At 38.8% G+C, this 24,324-nt stretch carries 20 protein-coding genes; 3 read left to right on the top strand and 17 right to left on the bottom strand.

Annotated features, from left to right (window positions below):
• The first annotated feature begins 57 nt into the window (after positions 1-57).
• Both C1A06_RS04330 and C1A06_RS04325 read left to right on the top strand, forming a co-directional pair.
• A complete protein-coding gene (locus C1A06_RS04330) occupies positions 58-1,965 on the top strand; it encodes a RecQ family ATP-dependent DNA helicase (protein ID WP_101689015.1) in 1,908 nt (635 codons plus the stop codon).
• Positions 1,966-2,114: 149 nt separating this feature from the next.
• Positions 2,115-4,385: a monovalent cation:proton antiporter family protein gene (locus C1A06_RS04325; RefSeq protein ID WP_101689014.1), complete on the top strand. Its 2,271-nt coding sequence runs from the start codon at positions 2,115-2,117 to the stop codon at positions 4,383-4,385.
• 3 nt (positions 4,386-4,388) lie between these two features.
• Here the strand turns inward: C1A06_RS04325 and aroB are convergent, their stop codons facing one another.
• The 11 genes from aroB to C1A06_RS04270 all read right to left on the bottom strand — a co-directional run bounded on the left by aroB (position 4,389) and on the right by C1A06_RS04270 (position 17,070).
• Positions 4,389-5,447: a 3-dehydroquinate synthase gene (gene aroB / locus C1A06_RS04320; RefSeq protein ID WP_101689013.1), complete on the bottom strand. Its 1,059-nt coding sequence runs from the start codon at positions 5,445-5,447 to the stop codon at positions 4,389-4,391.
• Positions 5,448-5,478: 31 nt separating this feature from the next.
• Positions 5,479-6,216, bottom strand: coding sequence for a CPBP family intramembrane glutamic endopeptidase (locus C1A06_RS04315; RefSeq protein ID WP_101689012.1), 738 nt, complete (start codon positions 6,214-6,216; stop codon positions 5,479-5,481).
• 9 nt (positions 6,217-6,225) lie between these two features.
• A complete protein-coding gene (gene fmt / locus C1A06_RS04310; RefSeq protein ID WP_101689011.1) occupies positions 6,226-7,197 on the bottom strand; it encodes a methionyl-tRNA formyltransferase in 972 nt (323 codons plus the stop codon).
• A gap of 8 nt (positions 7,198-7,205) precedes the next feature.
• Positions 7,206-8,990, bottom strand: coding sequence for a chloride channel protein (locus C1A06_RS04305; protein ID WP_101689010.1), 1,785 nt, complete (start codon positions 8,988-8,990; stop codon positions 7,206-7,208).
• 94 nt (positions 8,991-9,084) lie between these two features.
• Positions 9,085-9,831: an alpha/beta hydrolase gene (locus C1A06_RS04300; RefSeq protein ID WP_101689009.1), complete on the bottom strand. Its 747-nt coding sequence runs from the start codon at positions 9,829-9,831 to the stop codon at positions 9,085-9,087.
• A 71-nt stretch (positions 9,832-9,902) separates the two neighbouring features.
• Complete coding sequence (gene leuB / locus C1A06_RS04295) at positions 9,903-10,970, bottom strand: 3-isopropylmalate dehydrogenase (protein ID WP_101689008.1); 1,068 nt, start codon at positions 10,968-10,970, stop codon at positions 9,903-9,905.
• An 18-nt stretch (positions 10,971-10,988) separates the two neighbouring features.
• Positions 10,989-11,999 carry an acyltransferase family protein gene (locus C1A06_RS04290; RefSeq protein WP_101689007.1) on the bottom strand — a complete coding sequence of 337 codons (1,011 nt, stop codon included), beginning with the start codon at positions 11,997-11,999 and terminating at the stop codon, positions 10,989-10,991.
• A gap of 5 nt (positions 12,000-12,004) precedes the next feature.
• A complete protein-coding gene (locus C1A06_RS04285) occupies positions 12,005-13,513 on the bottom strand; it encodes a hydroxymethylglutaryl-CoA lyase-like TIM-barrel protein (protein ID WP_101689006.1) in 1,509 nt (502 codons plus the stop codon).
• A 22-nt stretch (positions 13,514-13,535) separates the two neighbouring features.
• Complete coding sequence (gene leuD / locus C1A06_RS04280) at positions 13,536-14,129, bottom strand: 3-isopropylmalate dehydratase small subunit (RefSeq protein ID WP_101689005.1); 594 nt, start codon at positions 14,127-14,129, stop codon at positions 13,536-13,538.
• A 34-nt stretch (positions 14,130-14,163) separates the two neighbouring features.
• The gene (gene leuC, locus C1A06_RS04275) at positions 14,164-15,558 is read right to left on the bottom strand and encodes a 3-isopropylmalate dehydratase large subunit (RefSeq protein WP_101689004.1); all 1,395 of its coding nucleotides are present in this window, start codon (positions 15,556-15,558) and stop codon (positions 14,164-14,166) included.
• 21 nt (positions 15,559-15,579) lie between these two features.
• Positions 15,580-17,070 carry a 2-isopropylmalate synthase gene (locus C1A06_RS04270; RefSeq protein ID WP_101689003.1) on the bottom strand — a complete coding sequence of 497 codons (1,491 nt, stop codon included), beginning with the start codon at positions 17,068-17,070 and terminating at the stop codon, positions 15,580-15,582.
• 530 nt (positions 17,071-17,600) lie between these two features.
• Between C1A06_RS04270 and C1A06_RS04265 the strand changes: the two genes are divergently transcribed.
• Positions 17,601-18,332, top strand: coding sequence for an inorganic diphosphatase (locus C1A06_RS04265; protein WP_101689002.1), 732 nt, complete (start codon positions 17,601-17,603; stop codon positions 18,330-18,332).
• A 4-nt stretch (positions 18,333-18,336) separates the two neighbouring features.
• On the opposite strand, the gene C1A06_RS04260 is transcribed toward C1A06_RS04265, so the two are convergent.
• Genes C1A06_RS04260 through topA form a run of 6 tightly spaced genes read right to left on the bottom strand, consistent with a single transcriptional unit; the run spans position 18,337 to position 24,310 of the window.
• Positions 18,337-18,858: a KdsC family phosphatase gene (locus C1A06_RS04260; protein ID WP_101689001.1), complete on the bottom strand. Its 522-nt coding sequence runs from the start codon at positions 18,856-18,858 to the stop codon at positions 18,337-18,339.
• A gap of 5 nt (positions 18,859-18,863) precedes the next feature.
• Positions 18,864-19,637 carry a Rossmann-like and DUF2520 domain-containing protein gene (locus tag C1A06_RS04255; RefSeq protein ID WP_101689000.1) on the bottom strand — a complete coding sequence of 258 codons (774 nt, stop codon included), beginning with the start codon at positions 19,635-19,637 and terminating at the stop codon, positions 18,864-18,866.
• Positions 19,634-19,963, bottom strand: coding sequence for a LiaF transmembrane domain-containing protein (locus C1A06_RS04250; RefSeq protein ID WP_101688999.1), 330 nt, complete (start codon positions 19,961-19,963; stop codon positions 19,634-19,636). Before C1A06_RS04250 ends, C1A06_RS04255 begins: the two co-directional genes overlap by 4 nt.
• A gap of 39 nt (positions 19,964-20,002) precedes the next feature.
• A complete protein-coding gene (locus tag C1A06_RS04245) occupies positions 20,003-20,527 on the bottom strand; it encodes a nitroreductase family protein (protein ID WP_101688998.1) in 525 nt (174 codons plus the stop codon).
• Position 20,528: 1 nt separating this feature from the next.
• On the bottom strand, positions 20,529-21,896 hold the full coding sequence (locus C1A06_RS04240) for a sugar transferase (RefSeq protein WP_101688997.1): 1,368 nt from the start codon (positions 21,894-21,896) through the stop codon (positions 20,529-20,531).
• Positions 21,897-21,907: 11 nt separating this feature from the next.
• A complete protein-coding gene (gene topA / locus C1A06_RS04235; RefSeq protein WP_101688996.1) occupies positions 21,908-24,310 on the bottom strand; it encodes a type I DNA topoisomerase in 2,403 nt (800 codons plus the stop codon).
• Positions 24,311-24,324: the final 14 nt, after the last annotated feature.

The raw sequence follows: 24,324 nt of genomic DNA, 5'->3' as shown, positions 1-24,324 counted from the left end.
TTTGTCACTTTTGTTACTTTTTGAAGAATTAGAATACTGTAAAATAATTGCACAAATATGGATATATATCACGAAATATTGCAAAGGTATTGGGGATACACAAGTTTCCGCCCAATGCAAGAAGATATTATCCATTCGATAAGTGAAGGCAAGGATACTCTAGGTTTGATGCCTACGGGAGGTGGAAAGTCATTGACTTTCCAGGTTCCGGCAATGACGAAAGAAGGGGTATGTCTTGTAGTAACTCCTTTGATTGCCTTGATGAAGGATCAGGTTGATAACCTGCGAGATCGAGGTATTCGTGCGTTGGCGGTATATACGGGGATGACTCGTCAGGAGATCATTACGACATTGGAAAACGCTGTTTATGGCGATTATAAGTTCCTTTATGTTTCGCCCGAACGTTTAGCTTCCGATATTTTTATTGCAAAGCTGAAATTTATGAATATCAGCATGATTGTTGTGGATGAGGCACACTGCATTTCGCAATGGGGCTACGATTTCCGACCATCATATCTTCAGATTGCAGGAATTCGTGAATTACTGCCCGATGCGCCGGTTTTGGCATTGACTGCCACAGCTACTCCTGAGGTAGTGGATGATATTCAGGAACGGCTTAACTTTAAAGAAAAGAATGTATTTAAGACAAGCTTTTCACGTTCTAATCTGGCATATCTTGTTCGTCAGGTTGAGGATAAAACTGAGCCGTTGGTTAACCTCTTGAATCGAGTGCAAGGATCTACTATAGTATATGTGAGAAGTCGTCAGAAAACGAAAGAAATAGCAGAATATCTGCAAAAAGTTGGCTTCTCGGCCGATTATTTCCATGCCGGATTATTATATAATGATAAGATACGTAAGCAGAATGCGTGGAAAAACGACGAGTGCCGTATCATTGTTTCTACTAATGCTTTCGGGATGGGAATCGACAAACCAAATGTACGTTTGGTCGTTCATATGGATTTGCCAAACTCGCTCGAAGAGTATTTTCAAGAGGCTGGTCGTGCTGGTCGTGACGGAGAAAAAGCATATGCAGTCATCCTTTACGTAAAGCAAGACAGTTCGAAGCTGAAGAAACGAATTGTAGATGAATTCCCTGATCGAGACTTTATACTGAAAGTCTATGATTCGTTGGCTTATTATTGTCAAGTAGCTGATGGAGCAGGGATGGGGATGACTTACGATTTTAATTTGAAAGAGTTTTGTGGAAACTATAAGCTGCCGATGATTCAGGTGCATAGTGCCTTGAAGCTTTTGACGCTTGCCGGATATATTGAATATTCGGACGAGATAGATAACCGCTCACGACTAATGTTCAAAGTATATCGTGATGATCTTTATCATTATAGATTCGAACGTGATACTGATAATCTTATAAATATAATTTTACGCCTTTATACCGGACTTTTTGCCGATTATGCAAATATTGATGAGGAATCGATAGCATCTAAAGCCGGAGTATCTCGCAAGCATGTTTACGAGACTTTGAAAATGCTGTCGAAGCAGCAGGTGCTAGATTATATACCGCATAAAAAAACTCCTTTAGTAACATATACACATCCTCGCATTGAGAGCAAATATGTGCGTATCCCTCGATTGATCTATGAGGATAGAAAGAGCCGTTTCGAAAAGCGTATTCAGACAATGTCGTATTATGCGGAGCAGAAAGATCAGTGTCGTAGCCGTATTCTATTGACTTATTTTGGCGAAAGTGATGCTAAAGATTGCGGATATTGTGATGTGTGTCTTGCTAAAAATGACTCGGGATTAACCAATAAACGTTATAATGCTATTGCTGACAGTCTAAAAGATCTTCTGAAAGAGAAGGATACGATACCCATACATCAAATTATAGCAAATTTATCTATGTATAGAGCCGAGGATATAACTACGGTTATACGCTTCGAGATAGAAAAAGGAAATCTTGCTCTGGATTTGGATAAAATTCGTCTGAGTGAAAATTAGGATATACTATTTTATCGTGAAAAAATAAAGGATTGAGCATTTAATAAAATGACTATTTCTTAATTTTGTGTATCCAAAGTAGATTCTGCAATACAGTCATCATCAGGTCGTATTGTTACCATCTTCTGAAAACTCAATAAATTGGTAATATGGACGAATCATCAAAATTACTTCACGATCTAGTTATTATACTTATTACCGCCGGAGTAGTAACGGTTGTTTTCAAGGCTATTAAACAACCAGTTGTATTAGGATATATTGTTGCCGGATTTCTTATAAGTCCACATTTCGTATTTCTTCCATCGGTTGTCGATGTTCAGAATATTAATGCTTGGGCTGATATCGGAGTTATTTTCTTGCTATTTACCTTAGGTTTGGATTTCAGTCTCAAAAAGCTAGTTGCTGTGGGTGGAACCGCCTTTATCGCAACTTCCATAAATATGATCGGCATGATTGCTATTGGGCATACGCTCGGACAAATGCTAGGGTGGGGAAATACACAAAGCCTTTTTCTGGGTTGTATGTTGTCAATGTCATCTACAACCATCATTATAAAGACTCTGACCGATATGGGGCTGGCAAAGAAGAAATTTGCCGGAATTGTATTTAGCATGCTTGTCGTCGAGGATCTTGGTACAATTCTGATAATGGTATTATTACCTACATTAGCAATTAGTCAACATTTCGAAGGAAGCGAATTTGCTGAGAAAATACTAGTACTCGTCTTTTTTATCTTGGTTTGGTTTATCGGAGGAATCTATATCATCCCACCACTATTCAAAAAATTCAGAAAGTATTTGAACGATGAGACTTTGCTTATCGTATCTATTGGATTGTGTCTGGGTATGGTGTTGTTTGCTACTTCGGTCGGATTTTCTTCAGCTCTTGGAGCATTCCTTATGGGGTCTATTCTGTCCGAAACAATTGATTCGAAACGTATCAGTTCGATCATGCAGTCGGTTAAAAATCTATTTGCTGCTATCTTCTTCGTTTCGGTTGGGATGATGATAGTTCCTAACGTTATACTGGAATATACGTCACTTATTTTACTATTAGCAGTCGTATTTATTATTTGTCGTTTTATTTTGAGTTCGGCAGGTATACTTATTTCTGGTGAAAGCTTGAAAGTAGCTGTCCAGTCTGGCCTTTGTATGACACAGATCGGAGAGTTTTCGTTCATCATTGCTACACTAGGTATAAAACTAGGAGTCTTGAGTGATTTCCTTTATCCTGTGATTGTTTGTGTGGCAGTTATTACAATGTTTATTTCTCCTCATTTAATACGATATTCGTCATCCATATATAACGGAGTAGAGAAAATTGTACCTAAGAGATGGACACGTATCATAGAGGGTTATTCGGCTACGACTACGAAGAATATAACTAATAATAAAGGTTGGAGCTCTGTTTTGAAAGATTTAGCTATAACGATTGTAATATATTTTACATTGGCATTTGCTGTTCTTCTGCTTTCACAGAAATTTCTAATTCCAATACTTCGCGATCTTTTACCTGGTATATGGGGAACTGTATTATCGGCTGCGATAACGTTATTGTTTATGTCACCGTTTATGAGTGCTATTATAAAGCGGCATCGAAAAACTAAGGATACTGAAGAATTGTGGCAAAATAGTACCTTTAATAAAGGTGCTTTGATTATACTGAATCTTCTGAGAGTATTGCCTTGTGTTTTACTTATCTTATTGGTGCTTATACCTCTATTCCCTAGGATGTTTGGAGTACTTCTTATCGTTGCAATTGTTGTTGTGATTGTCATCACATTATCAGAAGGTTTCAGTTCACGTTCGGAAAAAATGGAACAGCATTTCTTCGAAAATCTGAATTCGAATGAAATTATCAGAGAGCAATTAGCTTCGGTTAGTCATCAGACTCGAGAAGCCATGCTGAATAAGAATATTCATATCGAAAGAATAGCTGTACCCCAGAACTCAAAATTGATTGGAAAAACCTTATCCGAACTGAATTTCAAACAAAAGATAGGAGTAGATGTGATCAGTATCGACCGTGGACGCGAAAGAATTAATATTCCTGATGGTAAAATACGTATATATCCATTCGATGAATTGGTAATAGCGGGAACGGATAGTGAGATACAGAAATTCGAGGCAGAGATAGAGAAAGTAAAATCAGATCTTCCTTCGGAACACGAGTATTTGAAGAACCGACACAAAGTTGAGATTTCTCAATATCTTATAAAAGAAGGTTCACCCTTGGTGGGCGTTGCCATCAAAGATTCTCATATCAAAGAAAAAGCACATTGTGCTATTGTTGGAATTGATAGAGTAGGGACTAGTCTCGAATCGTTTTCAGCGACAACCAATATTGAAGAAGGAGACGTATTGTGGTTGGCAGGAGAAAGAATCAATCTGGAGTCTTTCGAGCAGGCAGTATCTTCTTGAGAATTATAGGCCTACACTTTCACGCAAAAAGTCAATTGATTCGAAGATATCTTCTTTAGTTGCCGATTGATTAATTTCTATTTTGCCGATATCGGATAGAAATGTGAAGTTGATTTTTTCAGTCGATTCATTCTTTTTGTCGTGTTTCATGTATTCATACAATTGCTCGTAATCGTCACAATCGAACATAAAACCTTCGTAGTTATCCTTGATGAAATATACAGTTTTGTATAATTCATCTTTCGGGAAACCGCAGTATTTACTTGATAAGTATAACTCGCAAATAATTCCCCATGCTACAGCGTAGCCATGATGAATAGGTTTCTCTTTTTTGTGCGATAAGCTTTCGAATGCATGACCAATCGTATGACCAAGATTCAGTGCTTTGCGTATACCTTTTTCGAAAGGGTCTTCTTCGACAATCCGCTCTTTCACTAAAACTGAATTAACTGTGAGCTGTTTCAATTTGTCATAGTCAATCTCTTCAGTATCGAATGATATAATCGATTTCCATTCCTCTCGATTATCGAGCAAGCTGTGTTTTAGCATTTCGGCATAGCCCGATAGCAGGTTCTTATGATCTAGTGAACGAAAGAATACCGAGTCGATCAGAACAGCATCAGCCGGAGCAAAAGCTCCGATTTCATTCTTCAATTCATTAAAATTGATTCCGGTTTTTCCACCTACGGCAGCATCAACTGCTCCAAGTAAAGTGGTTGGAATATTAATGCATTTGATCCCTCTTTTGAAGGTTGCAGCAGCAAATCCTCCGATGTCGGTTAGTAGGCCTCCTCCGAGATTGATAAGTAGCGAATGACGCGTTCCATCGTTTTGCGATAAGAACATCCATATATTGCTGAGTGTTTCTATACTTTTGTATTTTTCACCCGAAGGAATTACAATTTTCTCAGCCTGAGCAATGTATTTATTGTTGGCAACTAATGGATAACATAGCTTTTCGGTATGTTCGTCCGTAAGAATGAAGATTTTGTCGAATTTATGTTGAGAAATAACATTCGATAAATCCTGATCTAAGTTGGTTGCTTTTATAACTTTTTGCATTGTAACTGAGGTTTTAAGAGAAAATGATAATTTAAAGTATATGATAGATGATCCAATATGTCATGGCAATATTGAATCCGGCATGAGCAATTATCGCTCCTAGAATAGATCCGGACTTTTGCTTGCAATAGAAAAAAGCACGGCTTAAAAAGTACATGCAGCACATCCAAACCAAGGCTGGTATAAACAATAAAGTTATTCCTTTTTCTAGAGTATATATTAATCCAAAGTGAGGTAAATGCGCTATAGCAAAAGCCAGACTGTCGAATATTGATGCTCGCTTTTCTCCAAATTCAGATACAAAGCTTCCATGTACCAATCCTCTGTAGAATAATTCTTCGCCGAAAGGGCTAAATGTCATTACTGAAGGACATAATATTAAAAATATAAGAAGTCGGTTCTGATCATTTAATCCATCAATAGCATAAGATTGTGCAATATAAACAAAGCTGTTACTTATAGAGTCATCATATAATATACAAAATATAAGATATGTTATTGAGGAAATCGCTATGCCTATAACTAATGATGATATGAGCCAGAGAAAGCTTTTAGGTTTAATTATGCCGATAGTCTTCCTTCCTGATTTATTTAATATAAGGAAAGGAAGTATAATCATTATCAGAAAGATTATTGACGCAGTATGATAGCTCTTTGTTATGTTTGCATCAATCACAAGAATAAAACGTGCAATAGTGAGAATCACTATCAATGCAAGTCCAAATTTCCAATTGTACTTTACTGATGATGGTATGTATGATCGAAACATTACAGAGATTTAGATGAATTTCATATTCTCATCAAATTTAAAACCATTTAGTATCTCACCAATCTTCATAGCGCGTTTACCGGCGAATTGCAGTTCCAATACATCTATAATTCCTCCTGAACACGCAACGTGAAGGAATGTTTTGTTATCTGTTATGATACTTCCTATTGGGTGCTGTATTTCGGAACATGACCATTGCGAACTGTATATTTTCACCAATTGCGGTTCTGTTTTGTCGCCATGCAATTCAGTCCATGCAGCAGGGTAGGGAGATAGTCCACGAATATGGTTGTGTATGTCTTTTGGAGATTTATTCCAATTGATGCGGCAAGTGTCTTTGAATATTTTGGGCGCAGCTTTCAGCTGATTTTCGTCTGTGTACAACTGCTCTTGAGCTATTGCTTCCACTTTGTCTTCTAGCACAAGATCAACAGTCTGCTTCACTAGCTTAGCACCTATGTGCATCAATTCGTCGTGAATCTTTCCAGCATTATCATTTTCCCCAATTGGAACTCTTTCTGAAAGGATGATTTTTCCCGTATCAATTTCGTGAGTTAAGAAGAAGGTTGTAACACCGGTTTCGGTATCACCATTCATTATAGCCCAATTGATTGGAGCAGCTCCGCGATACTGAGGTAGCAAAGACCCGTGTAAATTGAATGTTCCTAGGCGAGGCATATTCCATACCACCTCTGGAAGCATACGGAAAGCAACTACAATTTGTAGATCAGCATTCCATGCTTTTAATGCTGTAAGGAAATCTTCATCTTTCAATTTTTCAGGTTGAAGAAGAGGAAGATTATTTTCTAAAGCATATTTTTTTACAGCCGAATGCTGTAATTTATGACCACGTCCGGCAGGTTTGTCGGGCATTGTTATTACTCCGACAATATTGTAATTGTTTTCGACAAGGATACGAAGACTCTCGACCGCAAAATCGGGCGTTCCCATGAAAACTATTTTCAGATCTTTTTTATCCATTTTTCTTTTTATTCTTCAGTAAAGTTATCGACAAGTACCTCTCGATAAACGTTAAGGATACTTGACTTGGAAATGAATCCCAGATAAACTCCCTTCTCGTCTACTACCGGCAAGTTCCATGCTTTGGTATCGTCAAAAATTCTCATAACCTTCTCCATAGGCATTCCCATCGATATAATGGCAGGAGGTTCGGTCATGAAATTATTAACTTTAAAGCGATTATATAATTCTGGACGGAACATGATATTCCTTATATTATCCATCAGAACAACACCTTTCAGGTAGTTGTTGTCATCTACTACAGGGAAAATATTACGACTCGACGTAGCTATTACTTTCACCATATCACCTAATGACATCTCTGGCTTCACTACCTGAAAATGAGTTTCGAGCAAACTCTCATTATTCATCAGTGTAAGAATAGCTTTATCCTTTTGGTGAGTTAACAGTTCTCCTTTCTGAGCCAGACGCATTGAGTAAATACTATGCGATTCGAACAATTTAATTGTGAAATAAGCCGCACCCGATACAATCAATAAGGGCAAGAACAATTCATATCCACCAGTAAGCTCGGCAATAAGGAATGTACCCGTAAGCGGGGCATGCATAACTCCAGCCATAACTCCGGCCATACCCATAAGGGCAAAGTTTTGTACCGATAAATGAGTGAACATCCCAGTTTTATTCAGTATGTATGAGAATAAGAATCCAGCAATACATCCAACGAAAAGGGAAGGCGCGAATGTACCACCCGTTCCGCCTCCACCATTGGTGGCAGATGTAGCAAATACTTTCATAAGCAGTACAGCACCTAAAAATATTGCTATACTCCAGCTGTGATCTTTGTATTGATAAAAGAAGCTACCGAAAAGGATTGAACCGTAATCATTGCTTCCGTCTATCAGTGTGTTTATTGTATTATAACCTTCACCATATAATGGAGGTAGAAGAAATATCAATGTACTAAGGATGCAAGCTCCTAAGCAGAATTTCTTCCAATAGGTAAGGCGTTTGAATTTCCCTTCTATCCAAATCATCGATCTGGTAAAATAGAGCGATACAAATCCGCAGAAAATTCCTAAAAGAATCACGTAAGGGATACGTTCCATCAGAAAAGCATCGCTATGCGAGTAGTCGAACATCGCTTTTGTACCCATTGTCAGATAGGAGAATGTAGCGGCTGTTACTGAAGATACAAGCAGAGGTAGTACCGTGAACAGAGTCAGGTCAAGCATCAGTACTTCGATAACGAATACCAGACCTGTTATTGGCGCCTTAAAGATTCCGGCAATAGCACCGGCAGCTCCACAGCCAATCATCAACATCAGATATTTCGATTCGAGTTTGAATAGGCGACCTAGATTTGAGCCAATGGCCGAACCTGTTAATACAATTGGAGCCTCGGCTCCTACCGATCCCCCGAATCCGATGGTTATTGCACTGGCTACAACCGATGAATAGACATTGTGAAGTTTGATAAAACTTTTTCGTTGCGATATCGCATATAGTATTTTGGTAATACCATGGCTTATGTCATCTTTCACGATGTATTTGACATATAGGCCAGCTATCAAAATACCCAGAACGGGGAAAACCAGATATAGAATATTGAAATTTTCAGATAGGTTGCTCGTCAGCAAGTGTTGAATAAAATGTATTAACGATTTCAGGATATATGCAGCCAAAGCTGTAAGTATCCCAACAAGAAAGCTGACAAAAAGTATAAATTGATTTGGTTTTATATTCTTTGTCCTCCATACTAGGAAATTTTCGAATGCGCCTTTGAGTGTCATTTAGACTAAATTATAATAAGTCCCAAAAGTATAAAAAATAAGGCATTTTATCAATGCCTTATTGTCTGTAAAACTAAGAGTCGTTTCGAAGTTTTTATAAGTTGCTTGTTTTGTCTATAAACTTGATAGTACTTTCGATGATAAATGGCGCATCGTTATCTAGGGTTGCAACATGATAACTGTTTTGAAGATCAATCAACGTGCTGATGGAACTTCCTATATGATCGAAAATGTAATTCTGATTTGTAGGAGGCACTACGTGATCTTCTAACGATTTGAAAATAAGTATGGGCTGCTTGATATCATTGAGCTTATCACGAATAATCTCACAGAGTTTGGCCATTTCGATAATACTCTTTTTAGGTGTCTGAGGGTATGCCCATTCTTTCATTCCTTCTTTTTTTATATCCGAGCCTATTCCTCCAATAAAGTCGGGTATTTGAGGATTATTGATTACTTGATTAAACTCTTCGGGCATTACTACTATCGCATTTACTGTAATAATTCCTTTTAGATCATACTTCTGAGCTAAGTAAAGCGATAAGGTCCCTCCCATTGATAGACCAAATACATATACATTTTTCACTTTCTCTCGAAGTTGGTGATAGGCTTCTTCTGCCGAATTGATCCAATCCTGATAACCGGTTGTAACCATTTCTTGGGCAGAAGTGCCATGCCCGGCCAATCGGGGCATACTCACAGTATAACCTTGTTTGTTTAGTGCATATGCTATTGGTCTCATACTTTGGGTTGCACCAGTAAATCCGTGGATAACAAGTACTCCTATATCAGCTGAACCTTCTAAAAATTCAGCACGGGCTTCGTATGCAATATTGTTCATAGCCTCAAAGTTTTAGCGTTCCTTATAAAGATAAAAAAAGATCGGAAAAAATCCGATCTTTTTAACTTCATTTATTGGTTGATATAGTTTACTATCCAGTCGCCAACATCGCTGGTCGAATGGGCTTTGTCGCCTAAAGCAATATCTTCGGTTACGATACGTGCTTGCATTGATGCATCGACAGCCTTGCGAATAAGTGCACCTTCTTCTTGAAGATTGAATGCATATTCGAACATCATTGCTGCTGAAAGAATTGTAGCTAATGGATTTGCAATATTTTTTCCTGCTGCCTGAGGATATGATCCGTGAATAGGTTCGAATACCGAAGTGTGTATGCCGATAGATGCCGATGGTAACATACCTAAAGATCCTGTAATAACAGAGGCTTCGTCGGTAAGGATATCTCCGAATAAGTTTTCAGTAACCAATACATCGAAACGTTTCGGCCATTGTATAATCTGCATAGCAGCATTGTCAACAAACATATATTCTGTTTCTACATCAGGATATTGTCTTTCGATTTCTTGTGCTACTTGTCGCCACAGACGAGATGTAGACAATACATTTGCTTTGTCGACTACAGTCAGCTTTTTGCGACGCATACGTGCGTATTTATACGACAGATGAAGGATACGTTCAACTTCTTCGCGTGTATAGATACAAGTATCATAAGCTGTATTGCCATCTTCACTTCTTCCTTGCGGACGACCGAAATACAAACCTCCGGTCAATTCGCGGACGCACATGAAATCAGCTCCTTCAACAAGGTCTGATCTGAGTGGCGATTTATGTATAAGTGAAGGGAACGTAGTTACTGGACGAAGATTTGCATACAAACCTAATTTTTTACGCATAGCCAGCAATCCTTGTTCAGGACGAACTTTGGCTGATGGGTCGTTGTCAAATTTGGGATCTCCGATTGCTCCGAACAATACAGCATCGGATTTCATACACAATTCGTGTGTTTCGTCAGGGTAAGGATTGCCAACCTGATCGATAGCACAAGCTCCAACGATGCCATATTTGTATTCCAGTTCGTGATTGAATTTCTTACATACAGCTTCGGTTACACGAAGTGCTTGTTTTACAATTTCGGGGCCTATTCCGTCGCCCGGTAGTACAGCAATGTTAAGCTTCATGATTATAATTGTTTTTTATTAGTTGATTATCGCTTTTTTACGAAATGTTTTTCCTAAAAATAGGAATTTAGTTATTCTGAACTGGTTGAACGCTTGATGAAGCAGAAAAGGTAATATAATCATTAGCGGAATAGCTATTGCCGAACTTAGTTGAAAGTACTTCCACAAAAAAGCATAAAGCGGTAAATGGAAGGCCATGATTGTTAACGATGCTTGACCTATATGTTGAAGTGGTATGGATAAGATTTTATAATCCATAATAAACTTAGATATATAGATTATCATAACGATAACAATTGTGCAACAAGCCAAAGTAAGAACGGGTATTCCGTAGTTATTAACCAATATATCGTACATATTCTTAGGTAAAACAAACAAGCTCAGTAGAGAAAGTGTTCCTGCCAGATAATATACGATTGTATATTTGTTCAGTACATTCATATTCTGCTTTATCGTGTATCCTACATGATACAAGGGTAGTGCTGCAAGTATATTCTGCGCTGACCAGTACATGAAAAAATATTTATAATTTGTCGAAACATAATATCCAGCTACGAGCATGATAAGGGTTACTATATGTACCTGCTTTTCAGATAGCAGCTTGTGCATAAAGTGATAAAGAACTTGTACCAAGAAAAGGCAAGTAATAAACCACATTGCAACAAAAATATGATCCATACGATTTCGTAATTCAATCCCGCTCATGAGATAATACAATGCATCGGTTTTGAATTGTTCGAACGATAAATCTGCCGAAAATAGAAACACAGTTACGAATGGATAGAGTAACAAGAAAATTGCAACATAAGGGATAAGCAGACTTTTTGCTTTCTTGGTTATAAAACTTCTGCTGTTTTGTCCCTTTTTGTATAGAAATCCACTCATAAAAAAGAACAGAGGAAGATTAAATAGGAGCATGGATTTATGTATAAATGTATTGGGCATGAAGATGTGCCCGATCACTATGCATATAATACCTATTCCCTTTACAATATCAATCCATTCTACACGCTCTTTATCGACGCTCATGCAAATTACAAATCTTCAATTATATTCAACATTTTCTCAGTAGCTTTCACTGCTGCTTCTACCTGATCCACATCAAGACCATGAGTTTTAAAGACTTTTTCTTTAAACTTCCATGTGATGATTGTCTGTACCAAAGCGTCAGTTCGCCCTCCTGGAGGTATAGCAACCGAGTAGTTTACTAATTCCGGTTTTGGCTTGGCTAATTTAGAATAAATTTTCCAAAGTACTTTTGAAAATGCATGGTATTGTCCTTTTCCTGCCGATGTGTCTTCGTACTCTTCGCCGTTGATCCTGATTCTGACAGTAGCAGTAGGTCGTAAACCTTTCGAAATACTCGAATGAAATCGGACGATTTCGATCTTTTGCTCTGTCGAATTGTGGATAACGTCATTGATGATGAACGGAAGATCACTTTGAGTGATTATTTCCTTTTTATCACCTAATTCGATAACACGATCGGTAATTATTCGCATCTGCTCTTCGGTCAACTGAATACCTAGTGCATCAATATTCTTGCGGATATTGGCCTTGCCCGATAGTTTTCCGAGGGCATATTCGCGTTGGCGTCCGAATCGTTCAGGAATCAATTCATTGTAATACAAATTGTTCTTGTTGTCACCATCAGCATGAATACCGGCACATTGTGTGAATACATTGTTTCCGATTATAGGTTGGTTGGATGATATCAATTGTCCCGAACAGCCTTCAACAATACGACTAACATTGTTGATTTGATCTTCTCGGATGCTGGTTCTTATCTTCAACTGATCGTGCAGTACAGCTATAACACTCGACATTGTTGCATTTCCGGCTCGCTCGCCCAATCCATTTATTGTCAGGTGTATACCTTTTACTCCTACTTCTACAGCTACCATTGTATTTGCTACAGCCAGATCATAATCGTTATGGGCATGAAAATCGAAATGAAGTTCAGGATAACGATTTATCATTTTACGGCAAAATTTCCAAGTAGTATGCGGGTTGAGGATTCCAAGTGTATCAGGCAGCATAAATCGTTTGATAGGCTGATCGCGCAGACCATCCATCAAGAAATAAACATAATCTTCCGAGCTGCTCATCCCTCTCGACCAATCTTCCAAGTATATATTGACGCCGATGCCGTATTCTTGTGCAATAGCAATTTCCCGCTTTATATCTTCCAAATGTTGTTCGGGAGTCTTACGCAACTGTTCGGTTACATGAGAGTAGGAACCTTTTGTCAGAAGATTTATATTGCGACAACCAGCTTCGTGTATCCATTTGATGGATTCTCCATTGTCGATAAAGCCAAGAATCTCGATTTTGTCGATATTATTCGTTGTGATGGCTACATCGGCTATATCTTTTACCGTTTTGAATTCGCCATTCGATACACGTGCCGATGCTATTTCGATGCGGTTTACACCCAGATCGTTGAGGAGTAGACGAGCTATATTCAGCTTTTCCTGTCCCGAAAACGAGACTCCGGAAGTCTGTTCTCCGTCACGCAGGGTGGTGTCCATTATTTCGAGCATAGGTTTCAATCTGTTTGATTATTTAAAATGATTCACGATTTTGTTCGTATTCTTCTATTTTTACTTTTTGGGCAAGTAGATAGTCTATATCGTCAAGACCTTTCAAGAGGCATTCTTTTTTATAAGAGTTTATCTCGAATGATTCTGATTTACCGGTTGCATTATTAGTTATAGTTTGTTTCTCGAGATCGATAGTTAAACTTACTTTCGGATCTTTATTTACTGAATCGAAAGCTTCAGACAAAAACTCGGGCGAAACTACTACTGGCAGTACGCCGTTATTTAGTGCATTGTTACGGAATATATCGGCAAAAAAGCTCGATACTACTGCACGGAAACCATATCCTGCTACCGCCCAAGCTGCATGTTCGCGGCTCGATCCACTACCGAAGTTTTTACCTGCTACAAGGATTTGCCCGCTGTAAGTTGGATCGTTCAGAACGAAGTCCTTTTTAGGATTTCCTTCTTTGTCGTAACGCCAGTCGGCAAACAGATTGTCTCCGAATCCGTCTTTTGTAGTGGCTTTCAAGAAACGAGCCGGTATAATTTGGTCGGTATCCACATTCTCTATCGGAAGTGGAACGTATGTTGATGTCAATGTTGTAAACTTTTCCATTATAGTTTATTGAGTTTTAAAAGGAATCAGAAAATTAGATTTTACGGGGGTCGGTTATGCGCCCAGTAACGGCTGCAGCTGCAGCTACAAGCGGACCAGCTAGAACTGTTCGTGCACCTGGACCTTGGCGACCTTCGAAATTGCGATTGGATGTAGATACTGCATATTTTCCGGCAGGAACTTTATCATCATTCATTGCAAGACATGCCGAGCATCCCGGTTGACGAAGTTCGAATCCGGCCTCTTTTAGAATATCGTAAAGACCTTCTTCTCGGATTTGCTTCTCAACCATCCAGCTACCCGGAACAAGCCAAGCAACTACGTTGTCTGCTTTCTTTTTACCTTTTACGAAGTTTGCAAACATACGAAAATCTTCGATACGTCCGTTGGTACAGCTTCCAAGAAAAACGTAGTCGATTTGTTTACCTTCTACTTTTTCTCCCGGTTTGAAGCCCATATAATCCATCGATTTTTGAAAAGAAATACGTCCGGCTTCGTCAACTTCGTCCAGAGTAGGTATTGCATCATTGATAGCCATACCCATTCCAGGGTTTGTTCCGTATGTAATCATCGGATCTATGTCAGATGCACTGAACGTCAGTTCTTTGTCGAATTTAGCTCCTTCGTCGGTAAACAAAGTTTTCCAATGGGCTAAAGCTTTTTCCCATTCGTCGGATTTAGGCGCAAATTCGCGACCTTTCAGATAATCGAATGTTGTTTGATCAGGAGCGACCATACCTCCGCGAGCTCCCATTTCGATACTTAAGTTACAAAGTGTCATGCGCTCTTCCATCGACATGTTTCGGATAACTTCTCCTGCATATTCGACAAAATATCCGGTAGCTCCGCCAGTAGTCAGTTTCGATATCATGTATAGTGCTACATCTTTTGCTGTAACGCCGGCTTTTAGTTTGCCTTCGAAATTGATACGCATCGTTTTTGGGCGAGATTGGAAAATACATTGAGTAGCAAGAACCATTTCGACTTCGCTCGTTCCGATTCCGAATGCTATTGCTCCGAATGCTCCGTGAGTTGATGTGTGGCTGTCGCCACAAACAATGGTCATTCCTGGTTGCGTAAATCCATTCTCGGGGCCAATGATATGAACAACTCCATTCTTTTTATTTCCCAAAGGATAATAAAATGGAATACCGAAATCTTTAGCATTCTTGTCAAGCGTATCCAGCTGATTTCTCGAAATCGGGTCTTTTACGGGCTGATCTTGATTGATTGTAGGTGTGTTGTGGTCGGCTACAATTGTTGTTTGTAGCGGACGAAATACTTTCAATCCTCTTGCACGTAGTCCGTTGAAAGCTTGCGGGCTAGTTACTTCGTGACAGAAATGTCTGTCGATGTATAACTGTGTTGGTCCATCAGTTACGGTAGATACAACGTGTGCATCCCAGATCTTGTCGAATAGAGTTTTCATATGATTATTATACTGTATGTTTTAATTTACGAATTTGTTTATAGCGTTTATAAATGCTTCTACTGAAGCGGCAACTATATCGGTGTTGGCCGAGAAACCGTAATATGTTTGCCCTTCATATTCGATTTGCATGTGTACTTTACCTATGTCGTCGCTGCCTTTGTTGATAGCTTGAATTAGAAATTCTTGTATTGTCGTTTGACGGCGGATGATGTTTTTCACTGCTTTGATAGCAGCATCAACCGGTCCGTTTCCTGTAGATGAAGCTTCGAATTTTTCGCCTGCTATATCTAATCCAACGTATGCTACATTGCGAATACCAATACCCGAAGTGACTTGCAAGTATTCTAATTTGATACGATGCATATTGTTTGTTTCTTTACCGGCAAGAATCAAGATATCTTCATCGGTAATGTCTTTTTTCTTATCGGCAAGATTCAAGAAACGTTCATATATAGCAGCCAATTCGTCCTCGTTTGTCTCGATTCCTAGAATTTGCATTCTGTTTTTAAGAGCAGCTCGACCGCTGCGGGCTGTCAATACAATTGCGTTATCATCGATTCCGACTTCTTTCGGATCAATAATCTCGTATGTGGAAAGATTTTTCAATACTCCATCCTGATGAATGCCCGATGAGTGTGCGAATGCATTTCGTCCGACAATCGCCTTATTAGGCTGAACAGGCATATTCATCAAGCTCGACACCTTACGGCTAAGAGGATATATTTTCTTGGTATTGATATTTGTCTCGATATTCAATTCTTTGTGGCTCTTTATAGCCATCACAACTTCTTCCAATGACGTATTACCTGCACGTTCGCCAATTCCGTTGATCGTAACTTCTACCTGGCGAGCACCATTCAATACACCCATTATCGAGTTGGCTGTAGCCATACCTAAATCCTGGTGACAATGTGTCGAAAGAATAGCATTTTTCATATCAACATGATCGATCAAATATTTGATCTTTGCACCGTATTCGGTCGGAAGACAATAGCCTGTCGTGTCGGGAATGTTTACGACCGTAGCACCTGCATTGATGACTGCCTGCACCACACGGGCCAAGTAAGCATTATCCGTACGACCAGCATCTTCGGCATAAAATTCAACATCTTCAACATAGCGTTTAGCATATTTCACGGCAGCAATTGCACGCTCGATAACTTCGTCTTGTGTTGAGTTAAATTTATATTTGATGTGATAGTCGGATGTTCCGATTCCGGTATGTATGCGTTTGTTTTTTGCGTATTTCAGTGCTTCGGCCGCAACATCTATATCTTTCTCAACGGCACGGGTCAAAGCACATATTGTTGGCCAAGTTACCGCTTTCGATATTTCGACAACCGAATTGAAATCTCCCGGGCTCGATACCGGAAAACCTGCTTCGATAACATCAACTCCGAGTGATTCGAGGGCTTTGGCTATTTCGATTTTCTCGATTGTATTCAATTGGCAGCCAGGAACCTGCTCTCCATCTCGCAGTGTTGTGTCGAAAATAAATAACTTTTCCATTGTTGTTTGTTTTTAATGTTTTATAAATAAAAAAAGCCCTTCTCACATACAGAGTGAGAAAGGCTTTCGATTCTTTTATTACTGATTCAGTAACTACATAGCAAAACTCACCCTGATTTTGTACCAGAGAAGAATAATAATGCTAATGAGGATACTGAAAACTGTCATACTTGTAAATTTATCAATTCTTGTTTTTGACTGATGTTGAATGCAAAGTTATTTTAATTTTCTATTCTTGCAAATTAAAGTTAGTTATATTTTATTATTTATGTCAAAAATGTAGTATTCGTGTCGTATTTGCTTGATTTTTGTTATCGATTCTTGTTGGAAATAATATGTTTTTTGAAAATTTTATCTATATCGAAGACAATGTCTGGAGGAGGATGAAATTGTAGATAGAATAAAAATAATCAACTAAAAATTATCTATTTTCTGTACACAAGTGTCACTTTCTTTAAATTTTGTTAAAATTATCAAAGTTGATATACTAGTCTATTTTGTGTAAATTTGTGTCGAATAAAAAATGAAAGATGGAAGAAATATTTAGAGCGTATCTCGAAAAGCATCATTACGAAGCTTTCGATCTGAAAGCCGTATTATTTGATATGGATGGTGTTTTGTTCGATTCTATGAAGTGGCATGCTAAATCGTGGCACGAAACAATGACCGAATACGATATTAATAGCACCTTTGATGAGTTTTATCAGTACGAAGGGATGGTTGGACTCAGTACTATAGATCATTTAATTCGTCGCGAGAAGGGTAGACCAGCTACCGAAGAAGAAAAGAAAACGATATATGCTCGTAAATCAGAATTATTCAGCCAGTATAACGATAATAGTCTGATACCTTATGCACTCGATTTTGTAAAGTTAGTTGCTAGCCAAGGATTGGAACGTGTTATTGTTACGGGATCGGGACAACCATCATTGATCGATCGTATTTCAGAGAGTTTCGAGGGATTGTTCGAACGTCCTAAAATGGTTACAGCTTTCGATGTTAAACAAGGAAAACCGCATCCTGAGCCTTATCTGAGAGGCTTGCAGAAAGCTGGTGATTTAAAGCCATATCAGGCTATTGTTGTCGAAAATGCTCCTCGTGGGATAGAGGCAGCCGCTGCAGCAGGAATTTTTACGATAGCAATCAATACAGGTCCATTGACCGAACAATCGTTATACGATGCTGGTGCTAACATTGTACTTCCTTCGATGAAAGCCTTGTATGATAATTGGGATAAGTATTATAAAATGCTGAAAGGGTAGCCGATTACCAGCCGAAAGCTTCGGCATCCATCCACATATCTTGAGCTTTCAGAACTTGTTCGATAACGTCACGAGCTACACCTTCGCCTCCTTTTTTGTGCGAGATGTATTTGGCTATACTCTTCACTTCGGCTACAGCATCTGCCGGAGCAATAGGTAATCCAACGGCTTGCATTACCGGATAGTCAGGAATGTCGTCGCCAACGTAAGCTATTTCTTCGGGTTTGAAGCCCGTTTTTGCTATATAATCATTGAGGTCGTTAATCTTGTGGCTCGATTTCATATAGATATGCTGAACGCCCAGACGTTCGAAACGTATGCGTACAGCTTCGGTGTCTCCGCCGGTTATGATTGCCAAGCTGAATCCACGTTTAACAGCCTGATGAATGGCATAGCCGTCTTTTATATTGATCATGCGCATGGGAATTCCTTCTACCGACAAGGGTACACAATCGGTTGACAATACACCGTCAACATCAAAGATTATAGCCTTTATTTTTCGAAGATCGTAATTTATGCTGCTCATGATTGTTATTTCTTAAGATGGTTTTCGTGAATTTTTTCGCTTATAAGGCGATATATTTCTTTTAGTTTAGCATCCTCTATCAGATCGATATGTCTGTTCATGACATTCTCGTCGAATCTAATTGCAGGTCCGGTTTGTGCCTCTTTCGGCGATAGCGTATGCACCTTAGCACAAGTTTCGTCTATCAGCGGTAGAGCTACTTCGAAAGGCAAACCTGCTTGTTGAAGTATATCGGCCGAGGCGCTGTACATATAGTTAGTGAAATTACAAGCGAATACACCTGTTAGATGTACATACTTACGTTTATCGGACGATAACTCGTATACGCTCTTTGACAATTGACCAGCAACGGATTTCAGAACGTCAAGCGTGTCAATATCTGAAGCTTCCAAAAAGATCGGAATATTTGTCCAATCTACTTGTTTGTTTTTGCTGAACGTTTGTAATGGATAAATAACACCAAAGCGGTTGGCATATCCTCTGAATAGATCGATAGACATGCTTCCTGCGGTGTGTATCCAAATACCCGAATTTGGCTTGATCTGTGATACTACTTGCTGTAAAGCAGAGTCTTTTATTGAAAAAATATATAAATCAGCTCTGTTATCTATCTGATCAATCTGGTTAGTGTAAATTGGCTTTTTGCTTAATTTTTCAGACAGAGCTTTTGCCGATTCGATTGTTTGGCTGAATATCTGAATGATTTCAAATCCAGTCGAATCCATTGCACTAGCTAGGTGTGTAGCTACATTTCCGGCTCCGATGAATACTATTTTCATTTTTTCTTAGATGAGAATACCATAAATAGTCCTGCAATTATAAGCGCCAGAGGAACGTAGAATTTTGAGTAGGCGTTGAGCCAGCCAAAAAAGATATTGAAGTTGAGGAAAATACCTATAACAAGGAATACCCAACTGAGTGTTCTTTTGGGCTGAGTAAGCATAAATATGATACCTGCTATCAAGAAAAATGCACTAACGCTCAGGAAATTATAATTGATAGGAATATGAGCTAAAATACCTAGTTTATCGAGTAGGAATAGAAATCCGAATGTTAGAAGTACTAGTCCGTATGATAATTTGTCGTTGTTAGAATCTTTTGCCATAACTGCTGTTGTATTTGAGTTAACTAAGAACTAATATAGTTAGAATTTACCAATGCGAACTTTCTCCCATTGAAGTTTCTCTTCATCAAATGGAGGTCGTTCTTGAGCCTTGTATCCAAAAGCTATTACCGATAATACTTCTATCTGATATGGAATATCGAACATATCTCGTACATACTGTTCGCATTCAGTATCCGATGGTGTAAAACGATTACGTATTTGTACCCAGCAACTACCGAGTCCAAGATCCTCAGCTTGTAGCTGCATCATAATCGAAGCTATCGAAGCGTCCTCAATCCATACATCACTGACGATTGGATCGGCAAGTACTACGATTGCTAAAGCACATCCTTCGATTAATTTTGCTGAGCTTTTACATTTCGATAAGGTTTTCAAAGCTTCCTTATCTTCAACAACCAAGAAGTACCACGGCGTTTTACCTTTCGATGACGGCGATTTTAGTCCGGCTTTTAGTATAAGTTCTACTTGTTCCGGTGTCAGAAGTTGATCAGTAAATTTACGAATACTACGGCGTTTATTTATGAGTTCTTGAAAATCTTTCATTTTAGTCTCTATATAGTTTTTCGATCTCCGATTCAATATCTTTTACTTCTTTTATACCCTCAGTACTACTCTTGCGTAAGAGGATATTCAAGGTCTGCATTATAAGCTTAATATCTAATGCCAGTGAATAGCCATTGATATATAGTAGATCGTATTTCAGTTTATCTCGTACTGTTGTGTTGTACTTACCTTGTATTTGAGCAAGACCAGTCAATCCGGCTTTTACTCGGTGGCGAAGTTCATATTCCGGAATTTCCTGCTTAAATTGTTCAACAAAGAATGGTCGCTCTGGACGAGGGCCAACGATACTCATATCGCCTTTCAGAATATTGAAAATTTGAGGCGTTTCATCCAAACGTGTTGCTCTTAGAAAATGTCCGAATCGGGTTATTCGATTATCTTTATCTTGAGCTAACATAGGACCGGATTTTGCCTCGGCATTTTCAATCATTGTACGAAACTTGTAAATCTTGAATATCTTACCTCCACGAGTAACACGTTCTTGTACAAAAAATGCAGTACCTCCACTAATCTTCAGGCAAAGATATACTATTGTAGAAGGTATGATAAAAACAATCAATCCAAGTGATGCTACTATAACATCCATTACGCGTTTGGTCGATTCATTTGCTGATTGCAAACCTAGAGGTCTAACACTTAGTAGAGGAGTGTCGTCTACTTGGGTTATATTGGCGTTGAATAGTAGAATTTCGGTGTTACGAGGTTCGTACAAAACTTGCTTATCTAATTCGACGCAGTGGCGTACAATGTCCTGTTTCTCATTCTCATCTATGTCTTCTGTCAGAAAAGTGAGATTACAATCTTCAATATAGTCCTTTATTCGCGGATTGGATGGTGAACATATGTGTTTTATCGACGACCACATATTGTTCGATTCAAGTAGTTTATAAGCTAATGTCTTTGCATTTTCTTTACCAATAATGAGAATGGTTTTCTTCCGATTCTCACGACGATACATGATATTTGTTATCCAATGCCAAAGAGTGATTGATGTAACCTGAAATATTGAACTCAATATTAGTACGCTTCGTGGATATGCAAATACTCTAGCAAAGAAGCTAAAAGCCATTGTAATGCAAAAAAGACCAATAATAGATAGAGTAACACTATATGCAATACCCCAAAAAGAGAAATCTTTAGGCTTGTCCAGTTCGAAAATATGTGCCAACAATAGGTAGGCAATTCCTATATATAGTGCTACCTGCGTGAAAGCGTAGTAGTTATCATTTAGTGCTACAAGAGAATTCCTTAGTATCTCAAATGCCAATAGTATAGATGCATATACCAGAATCAGATCAACAATAATGACCAGTACCCCAAAAATTCGATTATTGAATACTCTGCGCATAATCGCTTATATTATTCAGCTTTTTTCTTTTTGGTAGATGTCTTAGCAGCTGCTTTTGATTTGGTAGTTGTTTTTGGTTTTGATGCTGCTTTCGTCTTTTTAGCGCCCTTTTTTGTCCCTTTTTTGTCTGTCTCTTCAATAATCTTCATACAGTCTTCATATGACAACGTTTTGGGATCTGTTGTTTTAGGAATCTTGTAATTCGTTTTATTGTAAGAAATATACGGACCAAAACGACCATTCAGAATCTGAATATTTTCATCTTGCTCAAATGTTTTTATCAGTTTCTCTTGTTCTTTTTTACGTTTATCCAAAATCAGAGGAATTGATTCCTCGAGGGTAATCGTATATGGATCTTTGTCTTTCGGTAATGAAACAAACATACTATTATGTTTGATGTACGGTCCGAAACGACCAACTCCGATTACTACTTTCTTGTCTTCGAACATCCCGATCTCGCGAGGCAAATCGAATAATTTCAAAGCCTCGTCAAGTGTGATCGTAGTTATCGATTGGTCTTTTTGTAGAGAAGCAAACGTCGGTTTTTCTTCATCTTCAGTTGTGCCTATCTGAACCATTGGTCCGAAACGACCGATTTTGACCGATACTTGTTTGCCTGTCTTTGGATCGTTACCTAAAATACGCTCGCCGACTTTTTTGTCGGTTTGCATGTTGTTCGTAGCTTCAACTATGGGATGGAACTCCGTGTAGAAGTTTTTTATAGCTTTGGACCAATCGACTTTTCCTTCGGCTATTTGGTCAAATCTCTTCTCAATATTTGCTGTAAAATTGTAGTCGATGATTCCTGAGAAATATTCTTGCAGGAACTCGTTTACAACCATGCCTATATCAGTAGGGATAAGCTTGTTTTTATCTGCACCAGTGATCTCGGTTTTAGTCTTATCCGAAATTTTGTTGTTTGCCAGAGTTAGAATATTGTATTCACGCTCAGTTCCTTCAAGGTTTGATTTTGCTACATATTCACGATTCAGAATCGTGGAAATTGTAGGGGCGTATGTAGAAGGACGGCCAATGCCAAGTTCTTCCATCTTGCGGACAAGCGAAGCTTCGGTATAACGAGCCGGACGCTGAGTGAATCGTTCTGTTGCAGTCGTTTCCTTCATCTGTAATAGTTCGTTGACTGTAACTGCAGGTAGAAGGTTTGCTTCGTTGTCAATATCTTCGTCGTCAGTGCCTTCAAGATAGACATGTAAGAATCCGTCGAATTTAAGAACTTCTCCGCTAACAGCGAATTTCATATCGCTATTAGATATGCTTATTGTGATTGTTGTTCTGTCTAGTTCAGCATCGGCCATTTGCGAAGCCAATGTGCGTTTCCAGATCAACTCGTATAGTTTCTTTTCTTGTGCAGTTCCTGATACAGTATGTTCGCTCATGTAAGTAGGGCGGATTGCTTCGTGGGCTTCTTGTGCGCCTTTACTCTTGGTGGCAAATGTTCGTGTTTTGCAGTAATTTTTGCCATACGAAGATTCAATCTCTTGACGTGCTGTATTCAGAGCTAAAGACGAAAGATTTACCGAGTCGGTACGCATATATGTAATCTTTCCCGATTCGTATAATTTCTGAGCAACCATCATTGTAACTGATACCGGAAATCCTAACTTACGTGAGGCTTCTTGCTGCAAAGTTGATGTCGTGAATGGCGCAGCCGGTGATTTCTTAACGGCTTTGGTCTCCACGTTCTCAATACTGAAAGATGCTTCTTTTAGCTTTTCTAGGAATGCTATTGCCTCTTCTTTCGTACTGAGACGTTTATTTAGTTCGGCTTTAATTTCCTGCTTTTGTCCGTCAACGTCTTTCGTGAAGATTGCAACAACACGATAAGATGCTTCAGATACAAAGCTTTGAACTTCTTTTTCGCGTTCTACTATCAGTTTTACAGCTACTGATTGTACACGTCCGGCAGATAATGCGGGCTTGACTTTCTTCCATAAAATTGGAGATAACTCGAATCCCACTATGCGGTCAAGCACACGTCTGGCTTGTTGCGCATCTACCAGATTGACGTCAATGTTGCGCGGATTGTCTATTGCATTCAGAATAGCATCTTTTGTGATTTCGTGAAAAGCAATACGTTTTGTATCCTTTTTCGCTAAATCAAGAGTTTGATACAAGTGCCAAGATATAGCTTCTCCTTCGCGGTCTTCATCGGAAGCCAACCATACTGTATCAGCTTCTTTGGCCGCTTTTTTTAGCTCATCAACAACCTTTTTCTTGTCAGCAGGGACTTCGTATACTGGTTTGAAATCATGCTCGATATCTATTCCAAGATCTTTTTTCTTCAAATCTCGGATATGTCCATAGCTGGACATGACTTTAAAATCTTTTCCAAGAAATTTTTCAATGGTTTTGGCTTTTGCCGGAGACTCGACTATAACTAGGTTTTTATGCATGTTTGCGAACGCTA

The organism is Dysgonomonas massiliensis (assembly GCF_900240225.1).
GTDB classification, from domain to species: Bacteria; Bacteroidota; Bacteroidia; order Bacteroidales; family Dysgonomonadaceae; genus Dysgonomonas; species Dysgonomonas massiliensis.
Note: the sequence above shows the minus strand (reverse complement) of the source record. Positions and strands in the feature narration are given on the sequence as shown.